22 protein-coding genes, 5 pseudogenes and 1 riboswitch are annotated in these 25515 nt (G+C 41.5%); of the genes and pseudogenes, 7 read left to right on the top strand and 20 right to left on the bottom strand.

Going from position 1 to position 25515, the window contains the following annotated elements; translation table 11 throughout:
- Positions 1 to 116 precede the first annotated feature (116 nt).
- Positions 117 to 410, bottom strand: a complete 294-nt coding sequence (locus tag BLV33_RS19460; RefSeq protein WP_090795361.1) for a hypothetical protein — start codon at positions 408 to 410, stop codon at positions 117 to 119.
- Positions 411 to 798: 388 nt separating this feature from the next.
- A complete protein-coding gene (phoU, locus tag BLV33_RS19455; protein ID WP_090795358.1) occupies positions 799 to 1461 on the bottom strand; it encodes a phosphate signaling complex protein PhoU in 663 nt (220 codons plus the stop codon).
- A gap of 414 nt (positions 1462 to 1875) precedes the next feature.
- Here phoU and BLV33_RS19450 point away from each other — a divergent pair, with 414 nt between their 5' ends.
- On the top strand, positions 1876 to 2583 hold the full coding sequence (locus BLV33_RS19450; RefSeq protein ID WP_090795356.1) for an MgtC/SapB family protein: 708 nt from the start codon (positions 1876 to 1878) through the stop codon (positions 2581 to 2583).
- Between the two features lie 129 nt (positions 2584 to 2712).
- Here the strand turns inward: BLV33_RS19450 and BLV33_RS19445 are convergent.
- From BLV33_RS19445 to BLV33_RS19425, 5 genes and pseudogenes are all read right to left on the bottom strand, one after another.
- A pseudogene (locus BLV33_RS19445) lies at positions 2713 to 2835 on the bottom strand (sigma factor-like helix-turn-helix DNA-binding protein); the annotation flags it as partial.
- A 236-nt stretch (positions 2836 to 3071) separates the two neighbouring features.
- Positions 3072 to 3860 carry an HAD family hydrolase gene (locus tag BLV33_RS19440; protein WP_090795353.1) on the bottom strand — a complete coding sequence of 263 codons (789 nt, stop codon included), beginning with the start codon at positions 3858 to 3860 and terminating at the stop codon, positions 3072 to 3074.
- A gap of 52 nt (positions 3861 to 3912) precedes the next feature.
- A riboswitch (ZMP/ZTP riboswitch) is annotated at positions 3913 to 3991 on the bottom strand.
- Between the two features lie 488 nt (positions 3992 to 4479).
- The gene (locus tag BLV33_RS19435) at positions 4480 to 4752 is read right to left on the bottom strand and encodes a hypothetical protein (protein ID WP_139305775.1); all 273 of its coding nucleotides are present in this window, start codon (positions 4750 to 4752) and stop codon (positions 4480 to 4482) included.
- Between the two features lie 79 nt (positions 4753 to 4831).
- Positions 4832 to 5311 carry a PepSY domain-containing protein gene (locus BLV33_RS19430; protein WP_090795348.1) on the bottom strand — a complete coding sequence of 160 codons (480 nt, stop codon included), beginning with the start codon at positions 5309 to 5311 and terminating at the stop codon, positions 4832 to 4834.
- 365 nt (positions 5312 to 5676) lie between these two features.
- Positions 5677 to 6429 carry a stalk domain-containing protein gene (locus tag BLV33_RS19425; protein WP_139305774.1) on the bottom strand — a complete coding sequence of 251 codons (753 nt, stop codon included), beginning with the start codon at positions 6427 to 6429 and terminating at the stop codon, positions 5677 to 5679.
- A 567-nt stretch (positions 6430 to 6996) separates the two neighbouring features.
- Between BLV33_RS19425 and BLV33_RS19415 the strand changes: the two genes are divergently transcribed.
- Positions 6997 to 8805: an alkaline phosphatase family protein gene (locus BLV33_RS19415; protein ID WP_090795343.1), complete on the top strand. Its 1809-nt coding sequence runs from the start codon at positions 6997 to 6999 to the stop codon at positions 8803 to 8805.
- Between the two features lie 422 nt (positions 8806 to 9227).
- Here the strand turns inward: BLV33_RS19415 and BLV33_RS19410 are convergent, their stop codons facing one another.
- The 3 genes from BLV33_RS19410 to BLV33_RS19400 form a co-directional block, all read right to left on the bottom strand.
- Complete coding sequence (locus tag BLV33_RS19410; protein ID WP_090795341.1) at positions 9228 to 9530, bottom strand: Dabb family protein; 303 nt, start codon at positions 9528 to 9530, stop codon at positions 9228 to 9230.
- Positions 9531 to 9632: 102 nt separating this feature from the next.
- Positions 9633 to 10085 carry a DUF3291 domain-containing protein gene (locus BLV33_RS19405; protein ID WP_090795338.1) on the bottom strand — a complete coding sequence of 151 codons (453 nt, stop codon included), beginning with the start codon at positions 10083 to 10085 and terminating at the stop codon, positions 9633 to 9635.
- Between the two features lie 161 nt (positions 10086 to 10246).
- Positions 10247 to 10519, bottom strand: a complete 273-nt coding sequence (locus BLV33_RS19400) for a hypothetical protein (protein ID WP_090795334.1) — start codon at positions 10517 to 10519, stop codon at positions 10247 to 10249.
- Between the two features lie 320 nt (positions 10520 to 10839).
- On the opposite strand from BLV33_RS19400, the gene BLV33_RS19395 reads away from it, so the two are divergent.
- Entirely contained in the window at positions 10840 to 11298 is a 459-nt protein-coding gene (locus BLV33_RS19395; RefSeq protein ID WP_090795330.1) for an SRPBCC family protein, read from the top strand.
- A gap of 211 nt (positions 11299 to 11509) precedes the next feature.
- Here the strand turns inward: BLV33_RS19395 and BLV33_RS19390 are convergent, their stop codons facing one another.
- The 6 genes from BLV33_RS19390 to BLV33_RS19365 form a co-directional block, all read right to left on the bottom strand.
- The gene (locus tag BLV33_RS19390; protein WP_090795327.1) at positions 11510 to 12139 is read right to left on the bottom strand and encodes a class I SAM-dependent methyltransferase; all 630 of its coding nucleotides are present in this window, start codon (positions 12137 to 12139) and stop codon (positions 11510 to 11512) included.
- Between the two features lie 665 nt (positions 12140 to 12804).
- Positions 12805 to 14088 carry an IS110 family RNA-guided transposase gene (locus tag BLV33_RS19385; protein ID WP_090795324.1) on the bottom strand — a complete coding sequence of 428 codons (1284 nt, stop codon included), beginning with the start codon at positions 14086 to 14088 and terminating at the stop codon, positions 12805 to 12807.
- A 188-nt stretch (positions 14089 to 14276) separates the two neighbouring features.
- Positions 14277 to 14723, bottom strand: coding sequence for an NUDIX hydrolase (locus BLV33_RS19380; protein ID WP_090795318.1), 447 nt, complete (start codon positions 14721 to 14723; stop codon positions 14277 to 14279).
- 178 nt (positions 14724 to 14901) lie between these two features.
- Positions 14902 to 15204 carry a Dabb family protein gene (locus BLV33_RS19375; RefSeq protein WP_090795315.1) on the bottom strand — a complete coding sequence of 101 codons (303 nt, stop codon included), beginning with the start codon at positions 15202 to 15204 and terminating at the stop codon, positions 14902 to 14904.
- A 126-nt stretch (positions 15205 to 15330) separates the two neighbouring features.
- Positions 15331 to 16017: a YqjF family protein gene (locus tag BLV33_RS19370; RefSeq protein WP_090795311.1), complete on the bottom strand. Its 687-nt coding sequence runs from the start codon at positions 16015 to 16017 to the stop codon at positions 15331 to 15333.
- A gap of 250 nt (positions 16018 to 16267) precedes the next feature.
- A complete protein-coding gene (locus BLV33_RS19365; RefSeq protein WP_090795308.1) occupies positions 16268 to 17110 on the bottom strand; it encodes a GNAT family N-acetyltransferase in 843 nt (280 codons plus the stop codon).
- A 373-nt stretch (positions 17111 to 17483) separates the two neighbouring features.
- On the opposite strand from BLV33_RS19365, the pseudogene BLV33_RS30185 reads away from it, so the two are divergent.
- Positions 17484 to 17657: pseudogene (locus BLV33_RS30185) on the top strand (IS110 family transposase); the annotation flags it as partial.
- A gap of 349 nt (positions 17658 to 18006) precedes the next feature.
- Here BLV33_RS30185 and BLV33_RS19355 read toward each other — a convergent pair.
- From BLV33_RS19355 to BLV33_RS30180, 3 genes and pseudogenes are all read right to left on the bottom strand, one after another.
- On the bottom strand, positions 18007 to 18288 hold the full coding sequence (locus BLV33_RS19355; protein ID WP_253187112.1) for a hypothetical protein: 282 nt from the start codon (positions 18286 to 18288) through the stop codon (positions 18007 to 18009).
- Positions 18289 to 18471: 183 nt separating this feature from the next.
- A complete protein-coding gene (locus tag BLV33_RS19350; RefSeq protein WP_090795298.1) occupies positions 18472 to 19386 on the bottom strand; it encodes a VOC family protein in 915 nt (304 codons plus the stop codon).
- Between the two features lie 784 nt (positions 19387 to 20170).
- Positions 20171 to 20341: pseudogene (locus tag BLV33_RS30180) on the bottom strand (LysR family transcriptional regulator); the annotation flags it as partial.
- On the opposite strand from BLV33_RS30180, the gene BLV33_RS19340 reads away from it, so the two are divergent.
- Complete coding sequence (locus BLV33_RS19340) at positions 20305 to 21000, top strand: NAD(P)/FAD-dependent oxidoreductase (RefSeq protein ID WP_090799062.1); 696 nt, start codon at positions 20305 to 20307, stop codon at positions 20998 to 21000. The pseudogene BLV33_RS30180 and the gene BLV33_RS19340 sit on opposite strands and share 37 nt — an antisense overlap.
- A gap of 406 nt (positions 21001 to 21406) precedes the next feature.
- Positions 21407 to 22834: a YncE family protein gene (locus BLV33_RS19335; protein WP_090795295.1), complete on the top strand. Its 1428-nt coding sequence runs from the start codon at positions 21407 to 21409 to the stop codon at positions 22832 to 22834.
- Between the two features lie 223 nt (positions 22835 to 23057).
- On the opposite strand, the pseudogene BLV33_RS19330 reads toward BLV33_RS19335, so the two are convergent.
- Positions 23058 to 23720 (bottom strand): annotated as a pseudogene (locus BLV33_RS19330) (IS66 family transposase); the annotation flags it as partial.
- A 1044-nt stretch (positions 23721 to 24764) separates the two neighbouring features.
- Here BLV33_RS19330 and BLV33_RS29710 point away from each other — a divergent pair.
- Positions 24765 to 25076, top strand: a pseudogene (locus tag BLV33_RS29710) (IS110 family transposase); the annotation flags it as partial.
- Positions 25077 to 25515 lie beyond the last annotated feature (439 nt).

The following is a 25515-nucleotide window of genomic DNA, read 5'->3' as shown; positions in this document are numbered from 1 at the left end:
TCACCCGTGAGATAAATAAAATGTCCACTAGCTGTCAGCAATTTCTTGAACGTAGTAAAGAGAGAAGTTCATCAAATATACCAGGATTTGCACAAACTATTTCTTCTCCGCATAATTCAATTGGAATATTCGCAGGGACTGATCCAACGTGGCCAATAATGTTTTTCTTTTACGCTGTTTTCGTAAATATTGTTGCTAAATAGCAATAATATTGTCAATGCTTTCTTGCTTTGTAATAAATGAACGAAAAAGCAAAGAAGGAATGGAATAAATATGATGCCAATATAAAGAGATTTAACTATGAGCGTTAGCAAACCTTCTTGTTTGTAATTTAATGACATGAAACCAAAGGCTACGATAAAAGCCCATGAAATCAACAGGATAATTCCTAATCTATACAGTTTTTTCATATAGTCTCTCTCCTAAGCCATTTCTTTTAGAAACTGAACAGTCGTAAAATTTGACGACCACGCGAAAACAGCCTTCTTTTAAGACGCGGTTAATCATATTATAGTTTCAACTTTTTGAACATATTAGATTCACACATACAAAATGGCGACCAATTCGGCCGCCATTTTTTCAGTTTTAATTCAAAAATGTTGCCAATTATCCCTGTCGATAGAAGTGTCATTTCGTACTTTTGCACCTCAAAACGGCACCCGTTAGTGATCTTCTTCGTTGTTTATATAGCAACATCGTATAAATGTGCGGAAATTAAAGGTTCAGGGTACTTGTACTCGAGATATGCAAGGCAAGATCCTTCCTTCTTTTTTCACAATCTCATTCTTGATTTCGCATTCAAATGTTCAAAACTTTTCTTGTTCCTGTTACCATGTAGATGACCCCTTCACCAATATTGGTTATATGGTCCGCAACTCTTTCTAAGTGATGTGCTACCAAAATCAAATGGGTTAGTTGACGGTTTTTTTTCGCTGTTTCAGAACTCATTAATTCAACCATTTCGGACATGATGCTGCTGTAAAGTGTATCGACTTGCTCTTCCTTCTCCGAGAGTGCGGCGGCACGATGCACGTTTCGCTCCGTGTAAGACAACAAACTCTCCAACAGCATTTCCTTAGCCAGATTTACCATTCGGGGAATGTCTTCCAGCGGTTTTACCAGTTCTTCGCCACTCAATCGAATGGTAATCTTTGCAATATCGACAGCATGGTCAGCGATACGTTCCAAGTCTGTGGAAATCTTCAGTGCCGTTCCAATAATACGAAGGTCGCTGGCCATCGGCTGCTGCAGGGCGATCAATTGCAAGCATAGTTCTTCAATATGTTGCAACGACTCATCAATTTTATCATCGCTATCAATAACGTCATTCGCCAACTTATCGTCGTGACGAGCTAGGGACTCCCCGGCTGAATGGATCATATGCTTCACACTTGCTCCCATATCAAGCAATTTTCGCTGCAATTCATCTAAAGAATGGTGAAAACTGGATCTAGCTTCCATGCTTCAGCCTCCTTTCCCCATTTCGGAAAATTTTCACTTGAAAATTCCCCTTACCACAAACAATTTCCAAATCCAACAATAATTACACTATGCCCCAATCCCATGTCAATGATTTTAATCGCATCAAGCTGAGTGGCATCATCAAATTCTTTAATGATTACATTGGCATGCAAATGAACATTTGTCCGTCCTTTTCATTCAAAAGAAATCGTCCCGTAATCCTGTTCAATTTGCCAACTTGCTAATAATGAAACTACTTGTCAGTATGATATTCGGTTTCCTTTTTTTCTTTTCCTTCCTATCCCAATACCTAAATATTTTTTGATCCATTCAACACCAGTGTACCGGAACCTAATTAAGTATTCGCTTATAAAAATAGGGAAATCTTGACATGATATAGTAGAGGTGATGCCCATGAATTTTGAACTTTACATTAAACTAACCTTTGCCCTGTTTTTAGGATTGCTTATCGGTATAGACCGGCAACTCAAACACAAGCGACTGGATATTAATACGACCATGGTCATTTGTGTTGCTAGTTGTTTAATTACGGTCATATCTATAGAATCGGTAACGAAGTTTGCTGTCCTTGGGCTTACCAACCGGGATCCCATGCGTTTAGCAGCACAAATTGTAAGCGGAGTAGGTTTCTTAGGCGCCGGAATTATTTTGAGAAGAAACAATGATGTGATTTCTGGGCTTACTTCTGCAGCCATGATCTGGGCCGCTTCCGGTCTCGGTATCGCAGTTGGCGCAGGCTTTTATTTAGAAGCGTTGTACGTAGCTGGTCTTCTTTTACTAGCCGTTAATGTATTGCCTCATGCGATTAAACGGTTGGGTCCGGTCAAATTAAGCCAGCGGGATGTATCCGTAAAAATTGTCATGGAAGCCAATTACAAACTAACCGATCTGATCAAAACCATTGAGGGTAAGGAGCAAACAGGAATAGAACACAATCAAAAGGTAATGGATATTAGACATTTGAAAATTAAAGATTTGGATTCAAGCTTCCAACAAGTCGAATTAATTCTAGCCGCACCTGAGAAACAATTTACAAGCGAGATCTATTATTTTATTAAACGCATTGATCATGTTGTATCGGTGGAGGTAGAGCATCTATAAATAAATAGCACCTATATCGTTACACCAGAACCTCAAAAAAAGCCTTATTATTCAGGGCATTTATCGTTTAATCAATAGGATGCGGTCGAAGGGATTTGAACCCTCACGTCTTGTGAGCGCTACTATAAACTACCGCTTCGCCTTATAAAACTCATGGTATAGCTCCATCAGTGCCCGGTTCTCTATTCTTGACACATACGATCGAGAAATTCCCAGCTCCTTAGCAATTTCCCTCTGCGTCCGTTCCTCACCACTGTGCTCAAAGGCCAAACCGCCACATCACGACTTCCTTCTCCCAATCATTTTGACGATGTGGAACACGAAACAAAACAATGTAAAAAATGATTTGCCACCATGATGGTTAATTTTAGCAATTGTGACTATAGAATGCCCTTACAGAAATAGTACACAAAAAAGCCACGCCGTCATGCCAATTATGATAGTCCTACCTGGATACGGGTTATGAAACAACTCATTTTCAAAAGTAACTATCGAACTCCCCTCAAAATCATTTCAAGTATTTGCGCTACACCATCATTATCATTTGTATCCGTTATTTCATCTGCTAAGTTCTTTAACTCATCGACTGCATTCAACATCGCAACCGAATATGCTGATATCTTAAACATTTCAATGTCGTTGTAATCATCACCAAAAACGATAATTTGGGAAGTGTTAATGCCATAATGACTAATTAGTTTTAGTATTCCAGTAGCCTTAGAAACTGATTTATTCATCATCTGAACAAGTTTCCCTTTGTCAGTTAATAAATAATTAACTTTTTCTTCGAATAATAGACGTAATTCCTTTGGCTCACCGAAATCAGTTATTAATATCTTTGTTGCTAAATGCTGCTTTAACTCCCTATACTCACATACTATTGGATGGAATAAAGGGTTATACACGGCATTATCCAGGATTTTATGGTTAGAGTACCAATGGTCTTTAACTTCAAGGCTTATTACACAATCTGGCAGCTTCACTGAACAATAATCCAATATATCTTCTGTAGTTGTTCTGTCAATGGGTATGTGTTCTTCTAGTCCCGCCTTTACATCCACGATCAATGCGCCATTATAAAATACAAATGAGGATATATCTAACAGTTCAATCGGTAGTAATGCCCGAACTGATCTAGGTGGTCTGGCTGTTGCAACAATGATCTTCATTCCGTTATGGCTGCATCTTAAAACTGCATCCAAATTTCGCTCGGACACTTTCTTACTTGAATTTAATAGAGTCCCATCAAGATCAAGAACGATTGCTGAAATATCCATCTCTTTCACCTCCAACCAAAAACAAAAAAAGCATTCGATCAGATTTGACCAAATACTTTGCCCAGGCGTACGGCATATAAATATGTGTTTCCTCGTGGTTATCCACGTTTACGCCAGTTACACATACCAAATATTTACTAAATTATATTAGGAGAATTAATTCAAGTCAAGGTATTATTGTGCATTACTGCCTGATAGTTGAGTAGGCTACCGATGATGCCGGCAGCCTGTTCGTAATGATGCTATCGTACCCGTCCCTCGGTTTTAAGGGGTTCTCTCACGTATACTCACTCATTCGCAGGATTTCATCACCATTGGATACAGTGATCGTTAGGGATGTAAGCTGATGAGAGCCCGCCGTTACATTTTTGGGCATACGGGAATAGAAGAAATGGCTGGAACATTTCCTTAAAGCCTTTTTCTACTGCACGTATACTCCACAAAATCCCTGGAAATTCACCATCCCATGGCTAGCGTAACAAGTGACAAAATCCTATTCAACGTTTTTTGTTAATTCTAATGAACCGCTCCCCAAATTTCATGTAATGTCTTCGATATGTAAAATAAAAAGCCGCGATACTGGTCCGCGACTCCAAAATTTGATATTCAACTTTATGCATTACGCTGTTTTTGCAGTCTTTGTTGTTTTTTTATGTACAGCCTTTGCCTTTTTAATTTTACTCACAGCGTACTTTTTAGAGTTAGCCTTAGTAGTTTTCTTAGCTATTGTATCCTTTTTCTTAGCATGAGTTACGGTGTGTTTAGTTTGAACGGTAGTTTTAGTAGCAGCAAAAGCAGAGCTTGTGAAACTAAATAGTAAACAAGCGGAAAGCCCTAATACGAGTAACTTCTTCATGTTGATTTGTTTCCTTTCTCGTTTTGTAAGTGCCAACAAAGGTGCTGGCTCCTTTAAGGAAAGTATAGCACAAACAGTTTACTTCTTTCGTTAAATATTGTCGGAGTCCAAGCCCTTATTGTAGTTGATCGTCATTCGTTTCCTTATCTTGACCTTCTTGCTTATTATCTGCTTGTTCCTGTTTATTGATTTTTCCAGTCGCAGCATCTACATTAACTTCCGTGATTCGACCATTGCTGTCTTGAATCTGTACATTGTATACAGCTGTGCCATTTTCATCTTCCAGTTGAACATCTTTTACGGTTCCTTGAACTTGTGCCGTAGCAATGGTGGTGCTTTGCTCTTTTGTAATTTTGGCTTGCTTCTGCAGAGCGACTTGACTTAAATCAGCGGCTTCTTTATTTTGGTCATCTGCTATCGGTCCTCCATCATCGGCTGTCTCTTGGTCGTCTGTTGTTGTTATTGTCGTGTTTGCGGTAGAAGTTCCTGTAACTGCCGCGAATGACTGATTATGTGGCATTACGATCAGGCCACCTCCAAATATCAAACTTGCTGCTACGGTGCCCACAACGATTTTCTTACGAATCGATTTCACAGTCTCATACCACCTTGTTTTCCAAATTTATCTTACATTGTTTAGGGTAACCATAATTTCTGAAGATAAGCTTAATGGAAAATGAGATTTAGATGAGATTATAATGAGTAAGTTTTAAAATGTTAGCGGTTGTGCGGATGTATCCATAAAAATAAAAGAAGACCTTTACGTTTTTAGGCATATGTACAAAAACATTTATTTTGTGATGAAGTACAAAGAGGACCCGCTGTCGCGGATCCTCCTGTTTAGATGACATTTGCATAAAAATAGGTGTTCAGTTCAAAAGTACACAGTAGCCCATGTAGTATAGAATCCACATAAATTGAAGTTACACAGACTCGAATTTAGTTTTAATCGAACTTCCTTTATTTTGTATTGATCAGAACTGTACGTGTGTCAGCATCCCAGTCCACTCGTACCCCAAAGCTCTCACTGATAAATCGAACTGGTACAAAAAGCCGGCTATCTTTTAATACAGCTCCAGTATCCAAAGCAACAGTATTGCCATCAACTATTGCAGTGTTTGACCCAGTCATTAAGCTAATCTGTTTCCCATTTCGCGTTATCTTCACTGTAGTATTATCTTTATCCATGGCTACATCAGCACCTAATGCTTCACTCACAAATCGTACAGGAACCATTGTGTGCCCGCTATCCTGATCAACGTAAGGCTTTGCATCCGGAAATACTTTTAATGTACCATCGACTTTTACCCCAACGTCGTCTTGTTGTTTTTCCGTAGAACTAGCGTTACCAACCGTAAACTTAAAATTACCTTTAACAGGATCACCATCATCCGCAATGATCGACCAATTAACTTGATATATTCCCGGCTTAAGTGGGGAGTTCAAGCTTACTTGCAACATATCTACATTTTCTTTGGAAACAGCACCATCATTCAGATCCACGCGATCTCCGTTTTCATCGGTTACAGTAACAGGAATAGTAGCAGCTGTAATTTGTTCGTTAAATAAGATCTTTACCTGCTGGGGAGATGTGGTTAATAAGGCATCACTCTTTGGTTCTGAGTTCACGACTGTGGAATGAGCATAGACAGATTGAGAAAAAATCAATAACAAAGACATCAACACACCTACGATAATAAAATTTCTTTTCACATCATCACCCTATCTTTCTGAAATAGTTTTTTTCACGCCACCACCCTCAATCTACTATAACCTGGGACAAAGAAGAATAACTCGAAAGGGCTATTTTCCGGCTCAGATTTGACAAATCCGTTATTGCGGCACGATTTGGAACTAACCTTCTACAGAAGAATATTAGGTACTATTCCCTCATCAATTAATTGTTTTTTCCTTAAACCAATCAATTCATCAATATCATTAACATTTGCTTTACGATATTTCAACCTCACACCACTACTATATAAAATTCCCTAGTAAGTACTTCATTTTACCATGGATTCTTATTCAACTATGCTGCCCGTTAGCTTAATGGTCTAAGACTTTATTTTCAAGTTATGTTCTTGTCCTCCGACATAAATTGTTGTTAGTACTACTTTCACTATGTAATATATCATCGCCATTACCTTTGAAATTCCATTCTTTTAATCTTGCTCCTGAAAGAATCCAGTTCAATTTACATAAAAAAAATAATTATTTAATGTTTTCTTATAATTGCTAGAGTATCATTATTTACATAAAATTTAAGGAGGTAAACTCAATTTGAAAAATATTTTTCGTTGTTTAGTTACATCTACAAGCGCTCTTTTGTTAGCAGCCGCACCATTTGCTACATTGGCGTCCGCAGAGTCGTCTCCCACCACTTCTTCACCTATTAAACACACAGTTGTTATTTTCCAAGAGAACCGATCTTTTGACAACTACTTTGGTACGTATCCTTATGCACCGGGCTTTAATCCACTCAGCAGCACACCTCAAGATGTAAGAAACTTTAAATATGTAATCGGTAATACGGCAAGAGATGTGAGCTGCAATGTCTACAATCCGGATGATAACGGCAATCCGGTTTACCCTTGGCACGATGCAGGAAAAGCTAATATTCAACAAGTGGACGTCAACCATAATTATGCAGACATGATCACGATGGTAAACAGCGGAAAAATGGACAAGTTTTATACTATGAATTCCAAAGGGACAACTTTAAACCCCACCCGCGGAAAATTGTCCATGTCGTACTTCGACTACAATGAAATCCCAGCTTACTGGCAGTATGCTCAGCATTATGCATTAGCTGATAATTATTTCCAACCGATTTCGGGTCCATCCACACCAGGTGCTTTTTATCTTATAGCAGCGCAATCCGGTAATGGGTCTGCCGCGGCCAGCAATAAGGATCCTAATTCACAAATCACCGGTGACCCAACTCCTAAAAATGGTCCATTTGGTGGAGATAACTCTGCTGGACTTACATATAATCTCACGTACAAAAACATTGGGGATGAGTTGACTGGCTCGAAACAATCCTGGGCGTGGTATTCAGGAGGCTGGGATGCAGCAAAAGCAGCAACAAATGCAACCAAACCTGCTTTGGACAAAAATATCCTTTCAACAGTTTCACCTGAGGCACTGAAATATTCACCGCACCACAATCCGTTCCAATATTTTCAAAACTATGAGAACGGAAAATATGACAATAACTTAAAAGACTATAATAATTTTAGTACAGATGTTGTAAATGGAACTCTGCCGCAAGTCAGTTTTGTAAAAGCTGGATATGGTGACGATGAGCATCCGGGCCTCGGAAATCAAAGTACTCCATCCGCAGAGGATTTTACCGTTAAAACCATTAATCAGATCATGAATAGTCCTTACTGGAAAGACACGGCTATTATTATCACTTACGACGAGGGTGGCGGTTTTTACGACCATATAGCTCCACCGGCGGCAGTTACAACAGCGGACGGATTGGTTGGAAACGGCCCGCGTGTACCGGCACTAGTTATTTCACCTTATGCAAAGCAAAATTATGTCAGCCATGTGCAATACGATCATACCTCCATTTTGAAGTTCCTTGAAACAAACTACAATTTGCCAGCTTTAAACAACCGTGATGCTGCTGCCAACAATTTAACGGACATGTTTGATTTTAACAATCCAAACTTCACACCTTATATGTATCAAGATGATAATAGCAAGGCGGTATCTCCTTGGGGAACACCTGCTAAAGTTCAATTTAACAATGCCCTTCTAGCACATGGGCTAAACGAAGAAAATGCATTTGTAAAAGATAGCAGCATAATGATTCCAATCGTAGATCTTGCGCGTAACCTGAATGCCACTGTGTCTTATGATAGCAATACACAAACGATAACACTTCAATACAATGGACATTCAGTAGGACTTAAATTGTACTCCAATCAAGCTTCAATAGATGGACAATCTATTACACTGAAGGATGCAATTTGGGACAGCTCAAGCAGCCATGGTTACATTTCAGCAAAATCGCTTGTAGATTTGCCAAATCTTACTGTAAGTACTAATGACCAAGGCGCAACAATTCAAACAAAGTAAGTAACCAGTAAGACCGGTGAGGGTATATCCCCCGGTCTTATTTTTTTGCAAATAAAATTGTCTATCTTCATTTGTGGTGCCATTAGAGCCCAACTGTTAGTCTGACTCCAACCATCAAGGCGCATCACAAACTGTCGTACCCATTCTGGGTAGCACCTTAGAGGGAACATGGCGAGGTCACAATTGATATGTATAAGTAACTTTCTTCAAGTAGATTAGTAGGAACACCTACTTTTGTATCCTGCGTTTAACATATACCGTCAATTTTACGGAACTGACATTCGCACCAGCATTTATATTCGAGGGAGCACAGCAGGGCCACCGAGTTTATCACCAGCAGCCTGCTTGATCTTCGTTATGGAGCTATCCTGCCCGTTAACGCAACGAAGCTGCCGATCTTCCGGCAGCCTCGTACTGATTGCTTAAACCTTTGGGTAATCAACTACAATAACATTTTCCAGTATACCATCCAGCGATTTAACAAATTCCTGATGAACAGGATGCGGACCATATGAACGCAGCGAAGCAAGGTCTTCGAATGTAACCCGTAATCCGAGCGTGTAGCCCTTGATATTTTCCGTTTCTTCAGTTACATTGATGCCTGCACTTATATCGAATATCCCGGGGATACGATCCCGAAACGTGAGCAATTGATCCAGCAATTCCTGATGCTTGGCTGGCGTGACATTAGTATAAAACTTGAATACAACGAGATGTTCATACATCGCTAAATTGCTCCTTTTTATGCTTATCGTTGTGGTGCAATAGTACCCGTTAGCTGAAGCAAAGATATTTTGTTTCCAAATAACGTACTATCTCTCTGAATACTATTCTTGTGGTGGAAATGGTCGGGTAAACGTAAATGCATTGGGGGTAGGTCCCTGTAATTTGAGTAATTCCAACTTTTCTTTAGCTGATTTCAACTTTGGTATTTGACCTTTTGGAACCCACCATAACGCTAATGAAGGAAAGTCCAACTTTTCAAACCAGTTTTTCCGTTTCTTGAATGCCTCAACATGATCACCGAAGTAAACATACGCCTTTAGCGATTCCAAAGACTCCCATACTGACATATTAACGATAATAAGTGGATCGTCGAATACCTTAAATGCAGTTGCATCTCCATCTTCCGTTTGTAACCGCCATACAAATCCAGGGCTTTTATCAGCCAATTCATTATTGTAATCCAGTTGATCGACAAAACCTTTCATCGTGGGATGATCAAGTGGAGCAATCGCTTTTGCAATATTAATCTGAGCCAACTGATACTCGTTAGTCATTAGTAACACCGTCCAGTTCTAATTTTATATAAAATTGATATCACCTGATAATATATCATTTTTGTTCATACCATGTTGCTATTGAATAACCTACCCGTTTGTTCATTGAAAAAGCAGACAGCTGCAGCCATCTGCTCATATCACTATCGGTTCTCCGTTAATCAAACTCGTACCCGATAGCTTTTTGCATAAGTTACAACTTCACTAAGATATTGGAAAGCCATGCTGGTATCCATTGCATTTGTAGAAATGGGGTTTCCTTCGCCCATATTTTTGAATCCACCATCTTCGCCCTGATAGCTACTCAAGACGTCAAGTAAAGTTTGAAGAGAACCGTTTTCGAAGTAAAATCGAAATAATTCTTGTTCCAGATCTCTCCCGTTTTTCATTAAATAATTATGGGCGGCTTCGAATTTTTCAAAAGAAAGTTTCAAAATCAAGTAACACCAATCTTGGATATCTTTTCCTCAAACTCTTCTACATAATTGCCCAAAACCCTTTATTTGCGTTCTGGAACTATGTTGCCCGTTATTTCAATGACAAAACTTTTATTGTTAAATCGAAACGCTACTGACACACTGTTGTCAGTAGGTCTACATTATACTTACCTTATAGAGTGTTACCGACCTTTTTATTGTCAAAATAATGGAACCAGAAGTTACAAATCATCACGTAAAGCGAGCATTGACGGCAGTAGGTTTTGGATGTTGCTCCCACATGTATGAACGATTATGGAAACTAGGAGGAATTTTTTATGTACAAGATTGCAGCAGAAACGATAATTAAAGGTGACCTTAGTTCAGTATGGGCCGTAGTTATTGACGTTGATAATTGGCCGACCTGGGATCCGCATGAACAAGAGGCTCGACTAGACGGATCTTTCGCAGTTGGAACGACAGGATGGTCTAAACCTAATGGTGGCCCCGGAACGTCATGGAAAATCACTAAAGTAGTTGAACAGAAAATGTGGGCTTCTGAGAGCCCCATGCCTGGTGGGAAGATCGCCGGTGAAAATGTGTTTGAGCCATTAGGCGACGAACGAATTCGCTGTTCTAAGACAGTATGGGTCAGCGGCCCTCTTGTACCACTTTTCTGGTTTTACTTTGGGCGAATGATTCGACGTGACATGTTCGCTACTTGGGCGGCACTGGAGCGTGAAAGCGATCGCCGGAAGGTACAATTAGTTAAGGAAAAAATGATTATAAATCTTTAGACTTTCCATGTATTTGTTGCGTTCATATTCAACACTCCTGCCCGTCTAGCACAGCAGGCCACCACCGAGTTTATCATTGGCAGCCTGCTTGCACTTTTGTTATGGAGCTATCGTTTCCGTTAGCTCAATCATGTTTCCTTAAAAAAAATGCAAATAAAGCCCTCCAATACAATTACCGCTAACTGAAAATGTTGAGACTCTAACTGTGTATTTATAGTTCTTTCTTACATTTTACAATTATAAATTTTACTGGAGGTTTATTTTTCATGTTCTTACTTGGCTCGTCAATTTCTGAAAACTCTACCAGTCCATATTTTTCAAATTCTTGTTTTATGGATTCAGAATCATAAAAAAACATTTTTACGCCTTCCATTATCTCGAAATAGTCTTTATCCAATTGTTTGCCCTTTCCAAACATTGGGGCTTTTTTTGAAACAGTCGTAAAAATCATATATCCATTTGGCTTTAACTGATTATAGCAATCTTTAATAAACTTATCTCTCTCACGATTATTCAATAAGTGAATAAGTGCATAGCAAAATATACCGTCATAGAGTTTGTTATCAAAAGGCATATCAGTTACTGAACCCTGAAAAATACTAATATCAAGCCCGTTTTGCCTCGCTAAATCAATCGCTGTTTTTGAAATCTCAATACCTGTTACTTTTATTCCATTGTCAATAAAAACCTTTGCATTTCTGCCATATCCAATACCTGGTACCAGTATGTCCTTAACATTCCTTTCAAGGAAAAAGTCCTTTGTCACGATTGCGGAGTCTGTAGGTTCAAATCCCCACATCGTTTGTTTTTCTATAAAACTTGTTTCCCAGAATTCCGTCATATCTCTATCTCCTTTATGTTTTATTTTAATTGGGATGCTATCTTGCTTGACGCTAATGTTAAATTCAAGTAATGTTTATATGCCTAAACTCCAATAAATTAGTTAATTTGTCTAAGGTCAAGAGAAATGGGCAGCTTCGTTCGTTCCCATCCTTCTTTCATGAATCCACCTTCTTTTTGCAATCATATCATACGTGTACATAAATTTCTCAGAACTAGACAGCCGTATTTACCCGTCGGCTTATACCGTTCCAACAGATTCTTTACTCCGCTATACTGCCCGTCCCTCGGTTTTAAGGGATTTTCTCACGTATGCTCACTCATTCGCAGGATTTCGTCGCCTTGGAAAACAGTTGTCGTTCGGAAAGCAAGCTTATTAGACACCATTGTTTCGGTTTTGGGCATGCGGGAACAGAAGAAGCGTGTGGAACATTTCTCCAAGTGATATTCTTCTGCACGCATCCTCCACAATTTCCTTGGCGGTTCACCATCCCATGGCTCAACGGGTCATTGCCCTTACATTCCTTCGTTACACCTGACCAAGGCGTGGAGACCGATAACGTTTAGCTGACGGGTCTGAGCCCTTATCGGGCAGTAACTCGGTCCTCCGTGCTTTCTTTGTAAAATCCTGCGAATGAGTCAATTTACGTGATCGTTTATTCAGTCTTAAGCAGCTTGAGTGCAAGTAGGGGCCGCTTTTTCAGGAGAAAAAGTTTCTCCCCGCCCAACAATGCCAATGATGATTCGTGCCAGTTTTCCAAGCAGTTTAAATACCGACTGTTGCTTCTTCATTTTCTTGACTTGAACATTATGCTCATGCAGCTGTCGGAACACAGCATGATTTCCAACGAGTTGGAGCGTGGCCAGATACAGATATTTCCGCAGTGTAGCATCGCCCCTTTTTGAGAGCATGATTTGACCCTTATATTTTCCTGACATTTTTTCAGCCAGGTTTAAGCCTGCTTTACGCAATAACTGACGTCCATGGGCATACTGTGTTAGGTCGCCAGCACCTGATAGAATGGCTGCAATGCAGATAGTGCCTAGGCCGATGGATCGAAGATGATCGGCCATAGGAATTTCACTGAGCAACACTTCTATATCCTGTTCAATTCTATCTAGCATTTCAACAATCCGTTCGAACTCTTGTAATAGCCGCTCTAAATCCTGCTTCGCTTCATCGAGGGCAGTCGTTTCGCCTACACTTCGCTTAGCTTGAGCGATGAGCTGCGCAGCCTTCTGCATGCCAGTGGAGCCACCGGCTCGCTTCATATGCTTTTTCCATCCTGTGATCACCTCGGAGACGGACAGAGATTCTATATCCCGCGGAGAAGGGAATTCTTTAAGCGTAGTCAAGGAACGTTTGTAGGTCCAGTTTTTAAACACCGAGAAATACTCGGGGAACCGAATGTCTAACCAGCGGATGATCCGGTTCTGCAGCCGTACACTATTCGTCACCCAAAATTCCCGGTCACTCATAATTGTGCGCAACCTTTGAAAGACAGTAGCCTGTCGCGAGTATTCATAGTAGTAGCCTCGGCTGACCACATCTGCGATGACAAGCGCATCTTTCGGATCACTTTTGGAGGGAGAATTATCGCGGTTCTCCTTGTTTCGTTTGGTGGTGGCCGGATTCACCATGACAACGTGCTTGCCCTTGTCGGCAAGCCAATTAGCCAGATTAAACCCGTAGTGTCCGGTCGGCTCCATGCCGATGATGAGTCCCTTTAATCGATGTTTCTGTTGTAATCCATCCATCCATCGATCTAATTTTTCGAAACCCTCACGTGTATTTGGGAATGTAAGATGTCGCTTAGTAAGTACGATGCCACGAAAATTAGTCGCTTGTGCTACATGAGTTTCCTTTGCAATGTCGATACCTACAACAAGGTGAGATGTGGAGATTCGTTCAATGCGTTGATTTTGTCCGTCTGATTGCTTAAACTTCATAGTAAGAGCGCCTCCTTTGATGGGGTTGGGTTATGAACCCGTGTACAAACCCATCATACCGAGGTGCTCCTTTTTTGACAAAGGTCATTTCTTAGCCCTTACAGGAATGTTTAGCACAGCAGGCCACCGAGTTATCATCGGCAGCCTGCTTGTTGTGGAGCTATCGTTATCCGTCCCTCGTAACAAAATCAACTTTTGAATAACTGTTCATAGACCGATTCAGCCATCTCTAGTAATTCAACTCGAAAGCCGTCCCCTTCAATTTTTGATATGATTTGGCGAGCTGTTTCAAAATTCATGGTCACTTTTCCAGTTGTCTCAAAACCTTCCGGCATGATTACATAATCCTTTACTCTTGCCATAACAAAAACAGTGTATGAATCCGTACTCTCCCAGTACCAAGCAGCAATCGGTACTCTCTTAGACTCTAAAATAAGACCGGCTTCTTCAATTGTCTCACGATTTAAAGCAGTATCAATATCCTCATTAACTTCTATCCTCCCACCGACTGTAGTGATCGCCTTTTCATTCTTATCCCAGACCATAACAATTGAGCCATCTTCGGTAATTGGTATGCTGTGTACGCCAGCAATTTTTTTGTCAGTTGGAAAAGTTCCATTTAAAGGACACAGCATTCTATCCCTCCAATTGCATTATTTCTATAAGTATTCATTGGAAAATTGGTAAATCCTTCTTAAACTCTTAGCCCATTATTTCAACAAATGCAAACGTAGCATAATAAGCTGCCACCACACTATACTGCCCGTTCGCAACGAAGCTACTGATCTATTCCGGCAGCCTCGTACTGATTGCTTAAACCTTTGGGTAATCAACTACAATAACATTTTCCAGTATACCATCCAGCGATTTAACAAATTCCTGATGAACAGGATGCGGACCATATGAACGCAGCGATGCAAGGTCTTCGAATGTAACCCGCAATCCGAGCGTGTAGCCCTTGATATTTTCCGTTTCTTCAGTTACGTTGATACCTGCACTTATATCAAATATCCCGGGGATACGATCCCGAAACGTGAGCAATTGATCCAGTAATTCCTGTTGCTTGGCTGGCGTGACATTAGTATTGAACTTGAATACAACGAGATGTTCGTACATCGTTAAATTGCTCCTTTTTTAAGCTTATCGTTGTAGTGCTATAGTTATCCGTTAGCGTAACGAAACATCAAGAGATGACGCTCTAATTTTATAACTTTACTCTTTTCAGTGGCCATACATGTACATCTATCCTTTTACAATAGTGAGCACAAAATGGTTCTGGTAAATCAATTTCATATGCTTTAAGCATCGAATTATCGCTAATCTCATACTCCACATCCTGAAAATCCACGGTTGATGATTAATTTCAGAAATAAATACCCGATTACGATCCTCACTGTATAAACAATACCTTTCAACTAACCAATAATCTAAGGTTCCTTGTTCTGCGTGGTAAACTTCCGATATTGGTTTATAGCTTCCCTTAAATGTAACTCTCTTCTCTTTTCTAATGCTTTCATAGAATTGTTTATTATCCGCCTCGCGAGCGATATGTATATGTGAAAAGAAATAAGGTAATTTATAGATTCTTCTGCCAAAGAAAACCCCAAACGCACTCTCTGCATCTAAACTAAAGAAAAAAACTCCAGGTTTATTTCCTACTTTCACATAAGTTCTGACGTTTAGTTCTGGAAAATTCGATAAATAAGGTACGGATGGAGTTCCCCTAAACCGAATTCCACTCATCCAAAAAGGCACAACACTAATCCAAGCAGATTCATTATAAGTATCAATTTCTAAACCAATGGGAACATGATGTCTAAGAGATTCTACCTTGACGGGGTAATGCAAAAATAAAAGATCTCGCCAACTTTGCTTTATGATCCAAGAACCACTTGGGACTGGCCAAGGTCGTTGTGAATTCATGATCATTCGAACACTTCCCTCCAACTCCAAATCCAAGAGCTTCAACAATTAAATCACTACTCATTGGTTCACTCCTTGGGAGTTTTACCTAGATGATACCATAAGACTAATTAAATTAACTGAGATATTATTGAACAAATCTGCCCGTTAGCTTAACGCCCCATCCAGTTTAATACTTTACTTTATTTTGATGGTCACTAGCGAAGGTTTTCAAACTACATTGAAGTGGGACACAAAATTCGATTTTTCAATACTTTCATTTAAAAAGGATAACGATTGAATCCATTATCGCTTCATATCCAATTTGAATATAAATTTTATTGGAAGTAGGATTACTGAGATCAGTGTATAAACTTGTTGTTTTATAACCACGATCTAACAAGAATTGAGTGAAAGCTGAAACACAATCAGAGGCATATCCCTTTTTTCTTTCGCTAATCGGGGTGTAAACATAGCTGATTGTAATATTATTTTGGGTTGGACGTGTAGCATAAGCCATGGAAACCAATTCTCCGTTCACTTCCCACGCAACTAAGTTTCCTTTATTAATCATTACTTTAGCTTTACTATCTGCTTCTTCTATACTTATAGATTGGTTAGTTTCATTACAAAACTGATACACCCACTCTTTTATTGTGTGATGATCCTTTTCTATAATTCTCCGAAGCTTTCCATTTGTATTTGTTTTTTTCTCGACTTTTTCTAGTTTATAAATTTTTTGGTCCATAAAAACACTTGCTTGAATCCCTTTTACGTTCGAAATATACATAGCTAGTTCAGTAGTTAATTTCTTTTCACCTATAAATCCAGGTATTTCTCGAATTGTGTTATTCAACTTTTCTCCTATAACGTGTATTTCCTTAGATGTAAAAGAAACAGATTTTGATAAGATTATTTCACGAGGATGTGTTTGTAGTAAGACCAACCCTATCTCGTTGTCTTTTATTGCAGTAGCCATAAAAAGAGGACTTTCATCTTTTTCACTTAAAGATTGCAAGACACCTAATACTAAATTGTTTTCAGCTTCATATTGTTCTAAGAAAGAGATCACATCTTTCTTAAATAATGCAAGATCATCATACTTTATTAGTTTTATCAAACAAACCTTCCCCTTTGGTTAGTTCTTGAATGAGCAAAAAATGTTTCTAATAAAATACTCTAGAAAAACTAATTTATCCTTCAAATGAAAAAGTTTATTTTTGTGACCCTTTTTAAACTATCCTGCCCGTTCGTATTATGAGGTCACCAGATCTTTCTGGTCGACCTCTTTTTTGTAAGGTCGTAAGATAGCGGTAGCCGGGGATCGAACGTTTCTGCCCGTGGGACTTGGATCCCGAGAGCTATTCAGTTCATCCCCCCTACTTGTTAAACCATGGTTAGGCTGGTTGGGATATGAATCCCGTATCACATGCGATAGTGTGGAAGACAAAAAGGTTAGGGGTTGCCGGTGAAAATACTACAGGAGTGATGTCATGAATCCAGTCATTGGTTTGGATGTATCAAAGGGAGAGAGCCATGCACAAGCTTTTTTAGACCGTGGAGTACCTCATGGGAAGATCTTTAGGTTTAATCATGATCTTGATGGGTTAGCGTCTTTTCTGAATTATATGAGAGGGGTGGAATCAGCTGCAGGAATGCGTCCCTCAGCAGGGAGGCCCTTATAAGTAATTAATCCATCTTCAATGGTATGACTTAAATCAATAAAGTTCTTCTCCATGAAATCCCCTCACTTATCGGTTTTAATTATTAATATATAGCATGAATTCAGGATATTCGTGAAAGTCATTCAAAAATCCTGCCCGTTAGCTGAATAGGCTACCGGATTAATTTGCGGCAGCCTATCTGTGTTGTTTGTTCAATTATCGATCTGTTAGTTTAATGTTTAGAGTCGCTTGAACCAGACCAAAGTAATTATTTAATTATTACTCTTATAAAGAGTTCCCGATTTTACAGCAAGTTCTGATTATAAATAGCTAAATCACATTGAAAGGTTTTTTATAAACGTATCATACTGCTTTCACCTGAAAATAGCTCTAATTCTTTTGTAATTGTTGCTTTCATCTTAGTCCCACAGTTCTCACTACAAATTGCAAAGATCCCATCCTGTCCATTTCTTTTTGCTTCTGAATCTTCGGCCACAACTATTAAAGGAACACTTGTATTTCTAGTTTTTAAATGTAAGGATATTATCTTTCCATCTTTCTCGTCAAAATCAACCCCCGAAGCAAACTTGACATTTAAACCGTAGCAGGGTTTATCTTCTTTGATTTTTTTCATACACCATGAGCATCTTAGCATCACTAATGCCTCCTAAATTCTTTAAATACATTTCATGCTTTTATTACTATAGTACACGATAGTTCAACAACATTTTGATGTAAAGATCTCTTTTATCAATGGAAAATTTAGTTTTACTTAAGTCAGGGCTTCCATGCAACCAAGTCGCGGGCTGTATTTTCATTATCCTTTGTATGCTTTCTCTAACTCCGCAAGATCAAATTTCTTCATTTTAAGAAATGCCTTAGTTACGCGCGCAATTTGCTCCGGTGTACCCTTGCTCATAGTCTCGTTCATCTCTCTCGGTACAATTTGCCAGGACAGTCCATACTTATCTTTCAGCCAGCCGCATTGCTCGGCATCAGGAACCGCAGTGAGCTTATCCCAGTAGTAATCAATCTCTTTTTGTTTGTCGCAATATACCATAAATGAGATTGCCTCGTTGAAACTGAATTTATGCTCTCTCGCGCTGTCCATTGCAGCAAACCACTGATTCTCAAGCATGAAATCAGAAAACATGATTGTTCCTTCTTTGTCAGGTTCCATGCCTTGAGGGTAGCGGGCAATAAGGCCCTGCTTTGAGTTCTTAAATACGGATAAATAAAAATTAATCGCCTCTTCCGCTTTGCCGCATTTATCACCGACAAACATTAGCGACGGCACTATCGTAGGCCGCTCTTCACCTTCTGTATTGGTAAAGATTAACTGCCACGACAAACCATACTTATCCTGAATCCAGCCATACCTTTCACTGAACGGATACTTATCAAGTGGCATTAACGCTGTGCCACCTTCGGACAATTTGTTCCAAACCTCATTTATTTTTTCTCTCGCGTCTTTTTCTCGCGATGGGTCAAAATTAACTATGAAAGACACCGACGGATTGAACTTAAACAAAGGCCCTGCGCTGATTGCCATGAACTTCTGCCCCCACAACTCAAAAGAGACTACATCGGAGTCACCTGATGGTGTGTCGTGGAGTGTTGTTATATTCGTAATTTTTGAGTCCGGGAATATGGAAGCATAAAACTCTGCAGCTTCATTCGCCTCCTTGTCATACCATAAATGCGGAACGATGTTTTGATTTGTCTTTGTCATAATTATTCCTCCAATTTTCTGATAATTTTTTATTTATTTTAACATATTCATTCTGCTTTAATTTCTTATAGATTGCTGAATGCATCTGATCTCTTTATTGAAGTATTCTGCCCGTTGATATGAAAAACACACCGCAATTGCGGTCTGCCTTTACTTTAATGTTTACGAGTGAGACTTTCCGTAAGCGTAAGATCAAGCAATCGCGTTGGCGGCGCTTTGCACCACTATGGACCGCCTTATGGCGGGCGGCCTTGCTTCAACTTAGGTACTTTTTGTTCATGCTTTAATGTAACAGGGCTACCCATTCGTTCGGTAGCCCTGCGTTATTTTTATTGAACATTTCCGTTAGTTCAGCAAATCTTTAATTTTAACTAGATTGTCTGTGTTCATTGATACTATTATTTATTTTTTTTCGGTCAATTTGTAATACTTTTGACATATCTTTATTGTATTTCATCAAAACATTTGTCGATAATCGAGAAGAAAAAAAGCCGCGGCATTAACCGCGACTCATCTTTGGATTACCGCGGATTTACAACGTTAAGGGGATTTGGACACAAAAACAGCCGGTTTTCACCACGATAAGGATAACCGGCTTTATTGCTATCCGTGGTTCACAGGTTTCGGGCTGCCGCAGCACCGTTACTGTACAATCGTTTCCGTTAGCTTAATCGTATGTTCTTGTCCTTTTCGGTTAACGATACATGTTCTTGTCCTCCAACAGTTGCGGATCGAGGGTCAAATAGCCCGCAGGTGAATAGGTGTTTTCCTATCGCTGAATAGGCTAAACGGTTTTATTCTCCTCCTCTATAGCGATAACTTCCCTTGCTGCTTCTATGAAAGATAATATGATTGGTGAAAGCCACTTGTCTTTATGCCATAACATCTGTGTATACACGTGCAAGTCCGGAATTTGCCATGGAAGAGCAACAAGTTCGCCCCGTTCAACTTCGGCTCCGCATTCATATCGAGGGCCACGATTCAATTGAAGCTGAATCGATCGTGATCGCGACCGGCGCTTCCTTCAAAACGCTGGGCATTCCCGGCGAAGAAGCAAACTTCGGGCGCGGCGTAAGCACTTGCGCCACTTGCAGCAGCTATTACGCGACCGATAAAAAAGTCATCGTCGTCGTCGGCGGCGATTCCGCGCTCGAAGATGCGCTGTATTTGACCCGTTACGCCACCGAGGTGACGATTGTTCATCGCCGAAGCGAGCTTCGGGCTTCCAAAGGCATGCAAGACCGCGCCCAGCAATCCGGCAAAATCAAATGGATGCTGGACGCGACGCCGCTTGAAGTATTGAACGACGAGGGGCGCGTCGCGGGCCTGAAGGTGCAAAACCACCGTACAGGCGCGGAAGAAACGATTCCGGCGGAACGTATATACGTCGTGATCGGAAGCACGCCGAACACGGCGTTCCTCGAAGGGCAGCTTCCCGTCAGCAAGCGAGGCCATTTGCTGGTCAAGCCCGGCACGACGGAAACGGAAATCGACGGCATCTTCGCCTGCGGCGACGTGCAGGACGCCCGCTACGGCCAAATTGCCAGCGCCGTAGGCTCCGGTTGCATGGCCGCGAGCGACGTCGAACGGTATTTAAACGGCATCGACGGCTGACGATTGATGCGATCCCACCTTTGACCGGATGGTCAGGGTGGGATTTTTTTATGCGGGCTCAGTTTGATCGATTTCTTTCAGCGGTCTTTTTTTTTCGAGTGATACATAAACCGGCCCTTCCTTTCCGCTTGATTCCTCGGTCCGGATAAAATATGCCCCGAACGATGACGTTCGAGGTATATTGGCGTTCCTTACCGCTTCACGACGTTTTCAGCTTGCGGCCCGCGGTTTCCTTGTACGATGTTGGACTCAACGCGCCCGCATGATGCAAGCCAACGAAAAGCCCGCACGAGGGGTGCTGTTAATATTTGCATAACGCGCTTCTGTCTTGGAAAGCTTATCAATATCTACAGTCTATTCGCCCATTCAAAAAAACAAACCGCCGCAAAAGTAGGGGGATTTACGCATGATTTTCACCCGCAAAGCATTTGCGCTCACGTTGACGATCGCGATTAGCTTCGGTGCGGCGTCTTCAGCCGCCGCCTATCCGAAAAAAGCGCCGATCCAAGCCCCGGCGCTGCCGGGCGCGCAGCCCATCTCGGATAACGACCGCGTGTACACCGCCGACCAAGACTCCAACACGGTCACCGTCGTAAATCCGAAAACGAACACGGTGCTCGGCACGATTCCGCTCGGCAGCGTTCGTATGGACACGACCATGGATGTTCTGGGCGCGATGTATCACGGCGAAATCAACGTTCACGGCCTCGGGTTTTCCCGCGACGGACGCTACCTCTGCGTCATCAACGTGACAACCAACTCCGTGTACGTTTTCGATACCGCCACGAACAAAATTTTGAGCACCGTTTACTTGGGGAGAGCGCCGCATGAAGGCTTTTTCTCCCCCGACGGACGCGAACTGTGGGTTGCGGAACGCGGCATGGACACCATTGCAATCGTCGATTGGCGTCAAAATCGCGTCGTCGATCACATCGTATCGGAGGACGGGCCTTCGAAAATCTTGTTCAGCCCGGATGGCAAGCTAGCCTATGTCAACCACTTGCGCGCCGACGCGCTCGACGTCGTCGACGTGGCCAAACGCCGGATCATTCAGCACGTCGCGATTCCGACCGACGCCGGCGGATCCTCGGACATGGCCGTTTCCCCGGACGGCAAGGAAATTTGGCTCGGCATGCCGATCAACGGCAAAACGACTACGGTCGTAAACGCCAAAACGTTCAAAGTCGAAGCCGTAATGGACACGGGGCCGCGAACCAATCATCCGAACTTCGTCACGGTTAACGGCATTAATTATGCGTACGTTACGGTCGGCGACTTGAACCAGACGCTCGTTTACCGTCGTTCGCCAAACGGCGGCCCGCCGACGCTCGTGACGCGCATCAACAACTCCGGCGGGGGTCCGCATGGCATTTGGCCGAGTCCGGACAACACCCGCATTTACGTCGCATTGCAATATGCCGACGCGATGGACGTCATCGACACGAAAACGATGAAAGTCATCCATACGTTGCCGATCGGGCAATCCCCGATGGCGCTCGTCTACGTCGCCCGCCCCGATCCCGGCAGCAGCACGGGGCTCAGCTCGCAAGGCCTGAATCAGAAAAACGTGTACCTCACCCTTGACGTGCAGGGCACGACGGGAGCCGGACATGCCCAGGTACGCGCAATGCCGGGCATCGACGAAATCATCGTCGACGTTCGGGGCTTGCCCGCGAACTCCAAATTTACCGCGTACGCCACGAACGGCCAGCAAACGGTCGCGCTGCTGACGTCCACGAGCAACGCCATGGGCGCCATGGCCGAAACGATGGCCTTCGTCCACTTTTTCGCCAACAACTTTAACAAGATCATCATCAAACCGGCCGCGTCTTAACGGAACGGTGGGACGGTTATTGGGAAAATAAAAAAAGCTCATCCGCCGCGAGGATGGGCTTTTTCGTTGTCTTATTCAAATGATTCTTTGATCGTTCTCCAAGGCGATTTTTCTTTAACCAAAATGAAAACCACATGGAGTTGTTACACTCGCATGTGGTCAGTTTCAAAGTAAACGTCAATAGCCCCAGGCCTATCATTGTACTGGGGCTGTTATAGACTTATCACGAAGTAAAGACACGGCACATCAGTGGAATAGACGATGACCAAGGCAAAAACGGCTCCAGCGACTTCGGATCACGGGGATCCTCGAGCTGCGGCAATTTCTCGAAAAGATGCATGAGGTACTTAAACGGATGCAGTCCATTTTCCTTCGCCGTCTCGATGATACTGTAGATCGCTGCACTGGCCTTCGCGCCTCTTGGCGTGTTAGCAAACAGCCAGTTTTTTCTCCCAATGACAAACGGCTTGATCGACCTCTCGCTGCGATTGTTATCGATCTCAAGCCTTCCATCCTTCAGAAAAGCGGTGAGCTTCTCCCACTGATTCAAACTGTAGGCGATCGCTTGTCCAACTAAACTTTTCGGCAGCGTTCGCGATCGCTGCTGATGGAGCCATTTCGAATAAGCCTCCAATACCGGAAGGCTTCGTTCTTGCCTTACGGCATGCCGTTCTTCCGGCGTGGCATCCTTCAAGTCGCGTTCAATGGCGAAGAGCGCATTGCAATACGTCAGCCCCTGACCCGCCGCCGTGTCCGATTGCCCCTTCTTCTCCGGCGACGCTTTTAACGCTTCGTCATATTTGCGCCGGGCATGTGCCCAGCATCCGACTAGTGTAACACCAGCGACTTTGTGGTAGCCTGGATAGCCGTCCACATGCAGATACCCCATAGCCATCAAGCTAAGAAATTAATACACCCCCAAAACGAAAAAAAGCTATTCTTTTTGTAAATAAAGGATGGCTTTTTTTTCGTTTTGGGGGTATTCGAAAATTTTAACTTGATGGGCATGGGGTACCGCCAACAAATTAACGTTATCTAAACGAGCGTGTGAAAACCCATTGAAATATAATGATCTGCACATTGTTTACATGTATTCAATGTATTCTTGAGGGAGCATCACAAAAAGCAGTCCAAAACTGGAACAATACAGTCTTGGCCTGCTTATTTCTGTTATTCAACTATCGTTCTCCGTTAGCTTAATTATCGTTTAGATAAAGAAAAATCGGCGCACTGATCCAGTATCAGAACGTCCCTTACCTCATTATTTTTTTAATGATTTCAATTCTTGTTTTAATTCTACAAGTTCGTTCTTTAACTCTTGTAAATGAGTGTTAAGATTGGAATCATTAATTGCACTACGGATGATCCAGAACAAAATAAGTGAACCAATTATAAAACCAAATACACAAATTAGAATACCAAACATTTTATCCCCCCTAATTACAGAAGTCCTTTATTGAGCTATTGTTTTCCGTTAATCGATTTTGCCAACCCCCAAATTGTCAATTGGTTATTTATATTCCTGAAATAGTCGAAATTTCCCTTTTATCTTTTTCGATAAAATGTACGAAAAACAACAATGTATAATAGCCTACAATATAACAATCGTATCCATTTTTTTGGAGAATACTGTCTGTGGATTTGCAATTACATCTTTCGCATAACTGCCCGTTAGCCATACATGCAGCGCAAGCGCCGCACCACAGATGATGAAAATGTGTCGAAGAATCCGTCAATACTGCTACTATGGCTGGGAGAGGAAGGTCGATCCGCTATGGTGCCTTAGAGCCCATCCGTTAGTCTGACTCCAACGACCACGTGCATCACAGATTGTCGCTCCCTTTTGGGAAGCACTCATGGGAGATTAATCCTACTCTGATTGTTGCACCAGCCTCTACTCTGATTTAGCCATAGAGAGGATGTTCTTAAGATGGAAGTTGTCATTGAACGAGCATGCGGTATGGATATTCATAAGGATAACATTACGGCATGTATTCTAACGTCTGAGGGAAAGGAGATTCAAACGTTTTCAACTAAAACTGTGTTTCTATTACAATTGATTGATTGGATTAAACAACATGAATGTACTCACGTTGCTATGGAAAGCACAGGAGTATTTTGGAAGCCTATTGTTAATTTACTTGAAGCTGAAGGCATTGAATTTTTAGTGGTGAATGCTCAGCATATGAAAGCACTACCTGGACGTAAAACAGATGTCAAGGATTCGGAATGGATTGCCAATAGCAGCACGAAAAGGAAAAAAACGAGCGGCAATAAATGTGGCCCATGCTATGTTAAGAATTGCCTTCTATCTCTTAACTCGTAAGGAAATGTATGTAGACTTAGGTGAAAATTACTTTGACAAACAGAAGCAACAATCTATTGTAAAGTACGCAGTTCGACGGTTAGAAAACTTAGGTTATACCGTGACAATTACAGAAGCCTCCTAAGATACCAATATTCTTTATTCTCGGGCGCTGCACCCTTTTAAAAAATGAATGAGCTGCGTCTTATTTACTATTGTCTTTTTCAGTGACTGCAGATTTAATTTTCATGGGAGCGCAGCGAAGGCTGCCGATCAGCTTCGCGGCAGCCTACCTGTGGTTCATTGAGCTATAGTTATTCGTTATTGGAGCAGTTTACCTCAGTTTGGAACCCACAAAGCACTTGAACCCTTTTTA

Source organism: Paenibacillus sp. GP183 (genome assembly GCF_900104695.1).
Taxonomy (GTDB): domain Bacteria; phylum Bacillota; class Bacilli; order Paenibacillales; family NBRC-103111; genus Paenibacillus_AI.
Note: the sequence above shows the minus strand (reverse complement) of the source record. Positions and strands in the feature narration are given on the sequence as shown.

Bases quoted from the DNA above. Each gene is read 5' to 3' on its own strand.
- BLV33_RS19385 (WP_090795324.1), bottom strand. From the start codon at position 14,088: ATGAAGTTTAAGCAATCAGACGGACAAAATCAACGCATTGAACGAATC.
- BLV33_RS19440 (WP_090795353.1), bottom strand. From the start codon at position 3,860: ATGGATATTTCAGCAATCGTTCTTGATCTTGATGGGACTCTATTAAAT.
- BLV33_RS19450 (WP_090795356.1), top strand. From the start codon at position 1,876: ATGAATTTTGAACTTTACATTAAACTAACCTTTGCCCTGTTTTTAGGA.
- BLV33_RS19375 (WP_090795315.1), bottom strand. From the start codon at position 15,204: ATGTACGAACATCTCGTTGTATTCAAGTTCAATACTAATGTCACGCCA.
- BLV33_RS19395 (WP_090795330.1), top strand. From the start codon at position 10,840: ATGTACAAGATTGCAGCAGAAACGATAATTAAAGGTGACCTTAGTTCA.
- BLV33_RS19340 (WP_090799062.1), top strand. From the start codon at position 20,305: ATGGAAGAGCAACAAGTTCGCCCCGTTCAACTTCGGCTCCGCATTCAT.
- BLV33_RS19390 (WP_090795327.1), bottom strand. From the start codon at position 12,139: ATGACGGAATTCTGGGAAACAAGTTTTATAGAAAAACAAACGATGTGG.
- BLV33_RS19460 (WP_090795361.1), bottom strand. From the start codon at position 410: ATGAAAAAACTGTATAGATTAGGAATTATCCTGTTGATTTCATGGGCT.
- phoU (WP_090795358.1), bottom strand. From the start codon at position 1,461: ATGGAAGCTAGATCCAGTTTTCACCATTCTTTAGATGAATTGCAGCGA.
- BLV33_RS19335 (WP_090795295.1), top strand. From the start codon at position 21,407: ATGATTTTCACCCGCAAAGCATTTGCGCTCACGTTGACGATCGCGATT.
- BLV33_RS19350 (WP_090795298.1), bottom strand. From the start codon at position 19,386: ATGACAAAGACAAATCAAAACATCGTTCCGCATTTATGGTATGACAAG.
- BLV33_RS19405 (WP_090795338.1), bottom strand. From the start codon at position 10,085: ATGACTAACGAGTATCAGTTGGCTCAGATTAATATTGCAAAAGCGATT.
- BLV33_RS19355 (WP_253187112.1), bottom strand. From the start codon at position 18,288: ATGAAAAAAATCAAAGAAGATAAACCCTGCTACGGTTTAAATGTCAAG.
- BLV33_RS19410 (WP_090795341.1), bottom strand. From the start codon at position 9,530: ATGTATGAACATCTCGTTGTATTCAAGTTTTATACTAATGTCACGCCA.
- BLV33_RS19370 (WP_090795311.1), bottom strand. From the start codon at position 16,017: ATGATCATGAATTCACAACGACCTTGGCCAGTCCCAAGTGGTTCTTGG.
- BLV33_RS19380 (WP_090795318.1), bottom strand. From the start codon at position 14,723: ATGCTGTGTCCTTTAAATGGAACTTTTCCAACTGACAAAAAAATTGCT.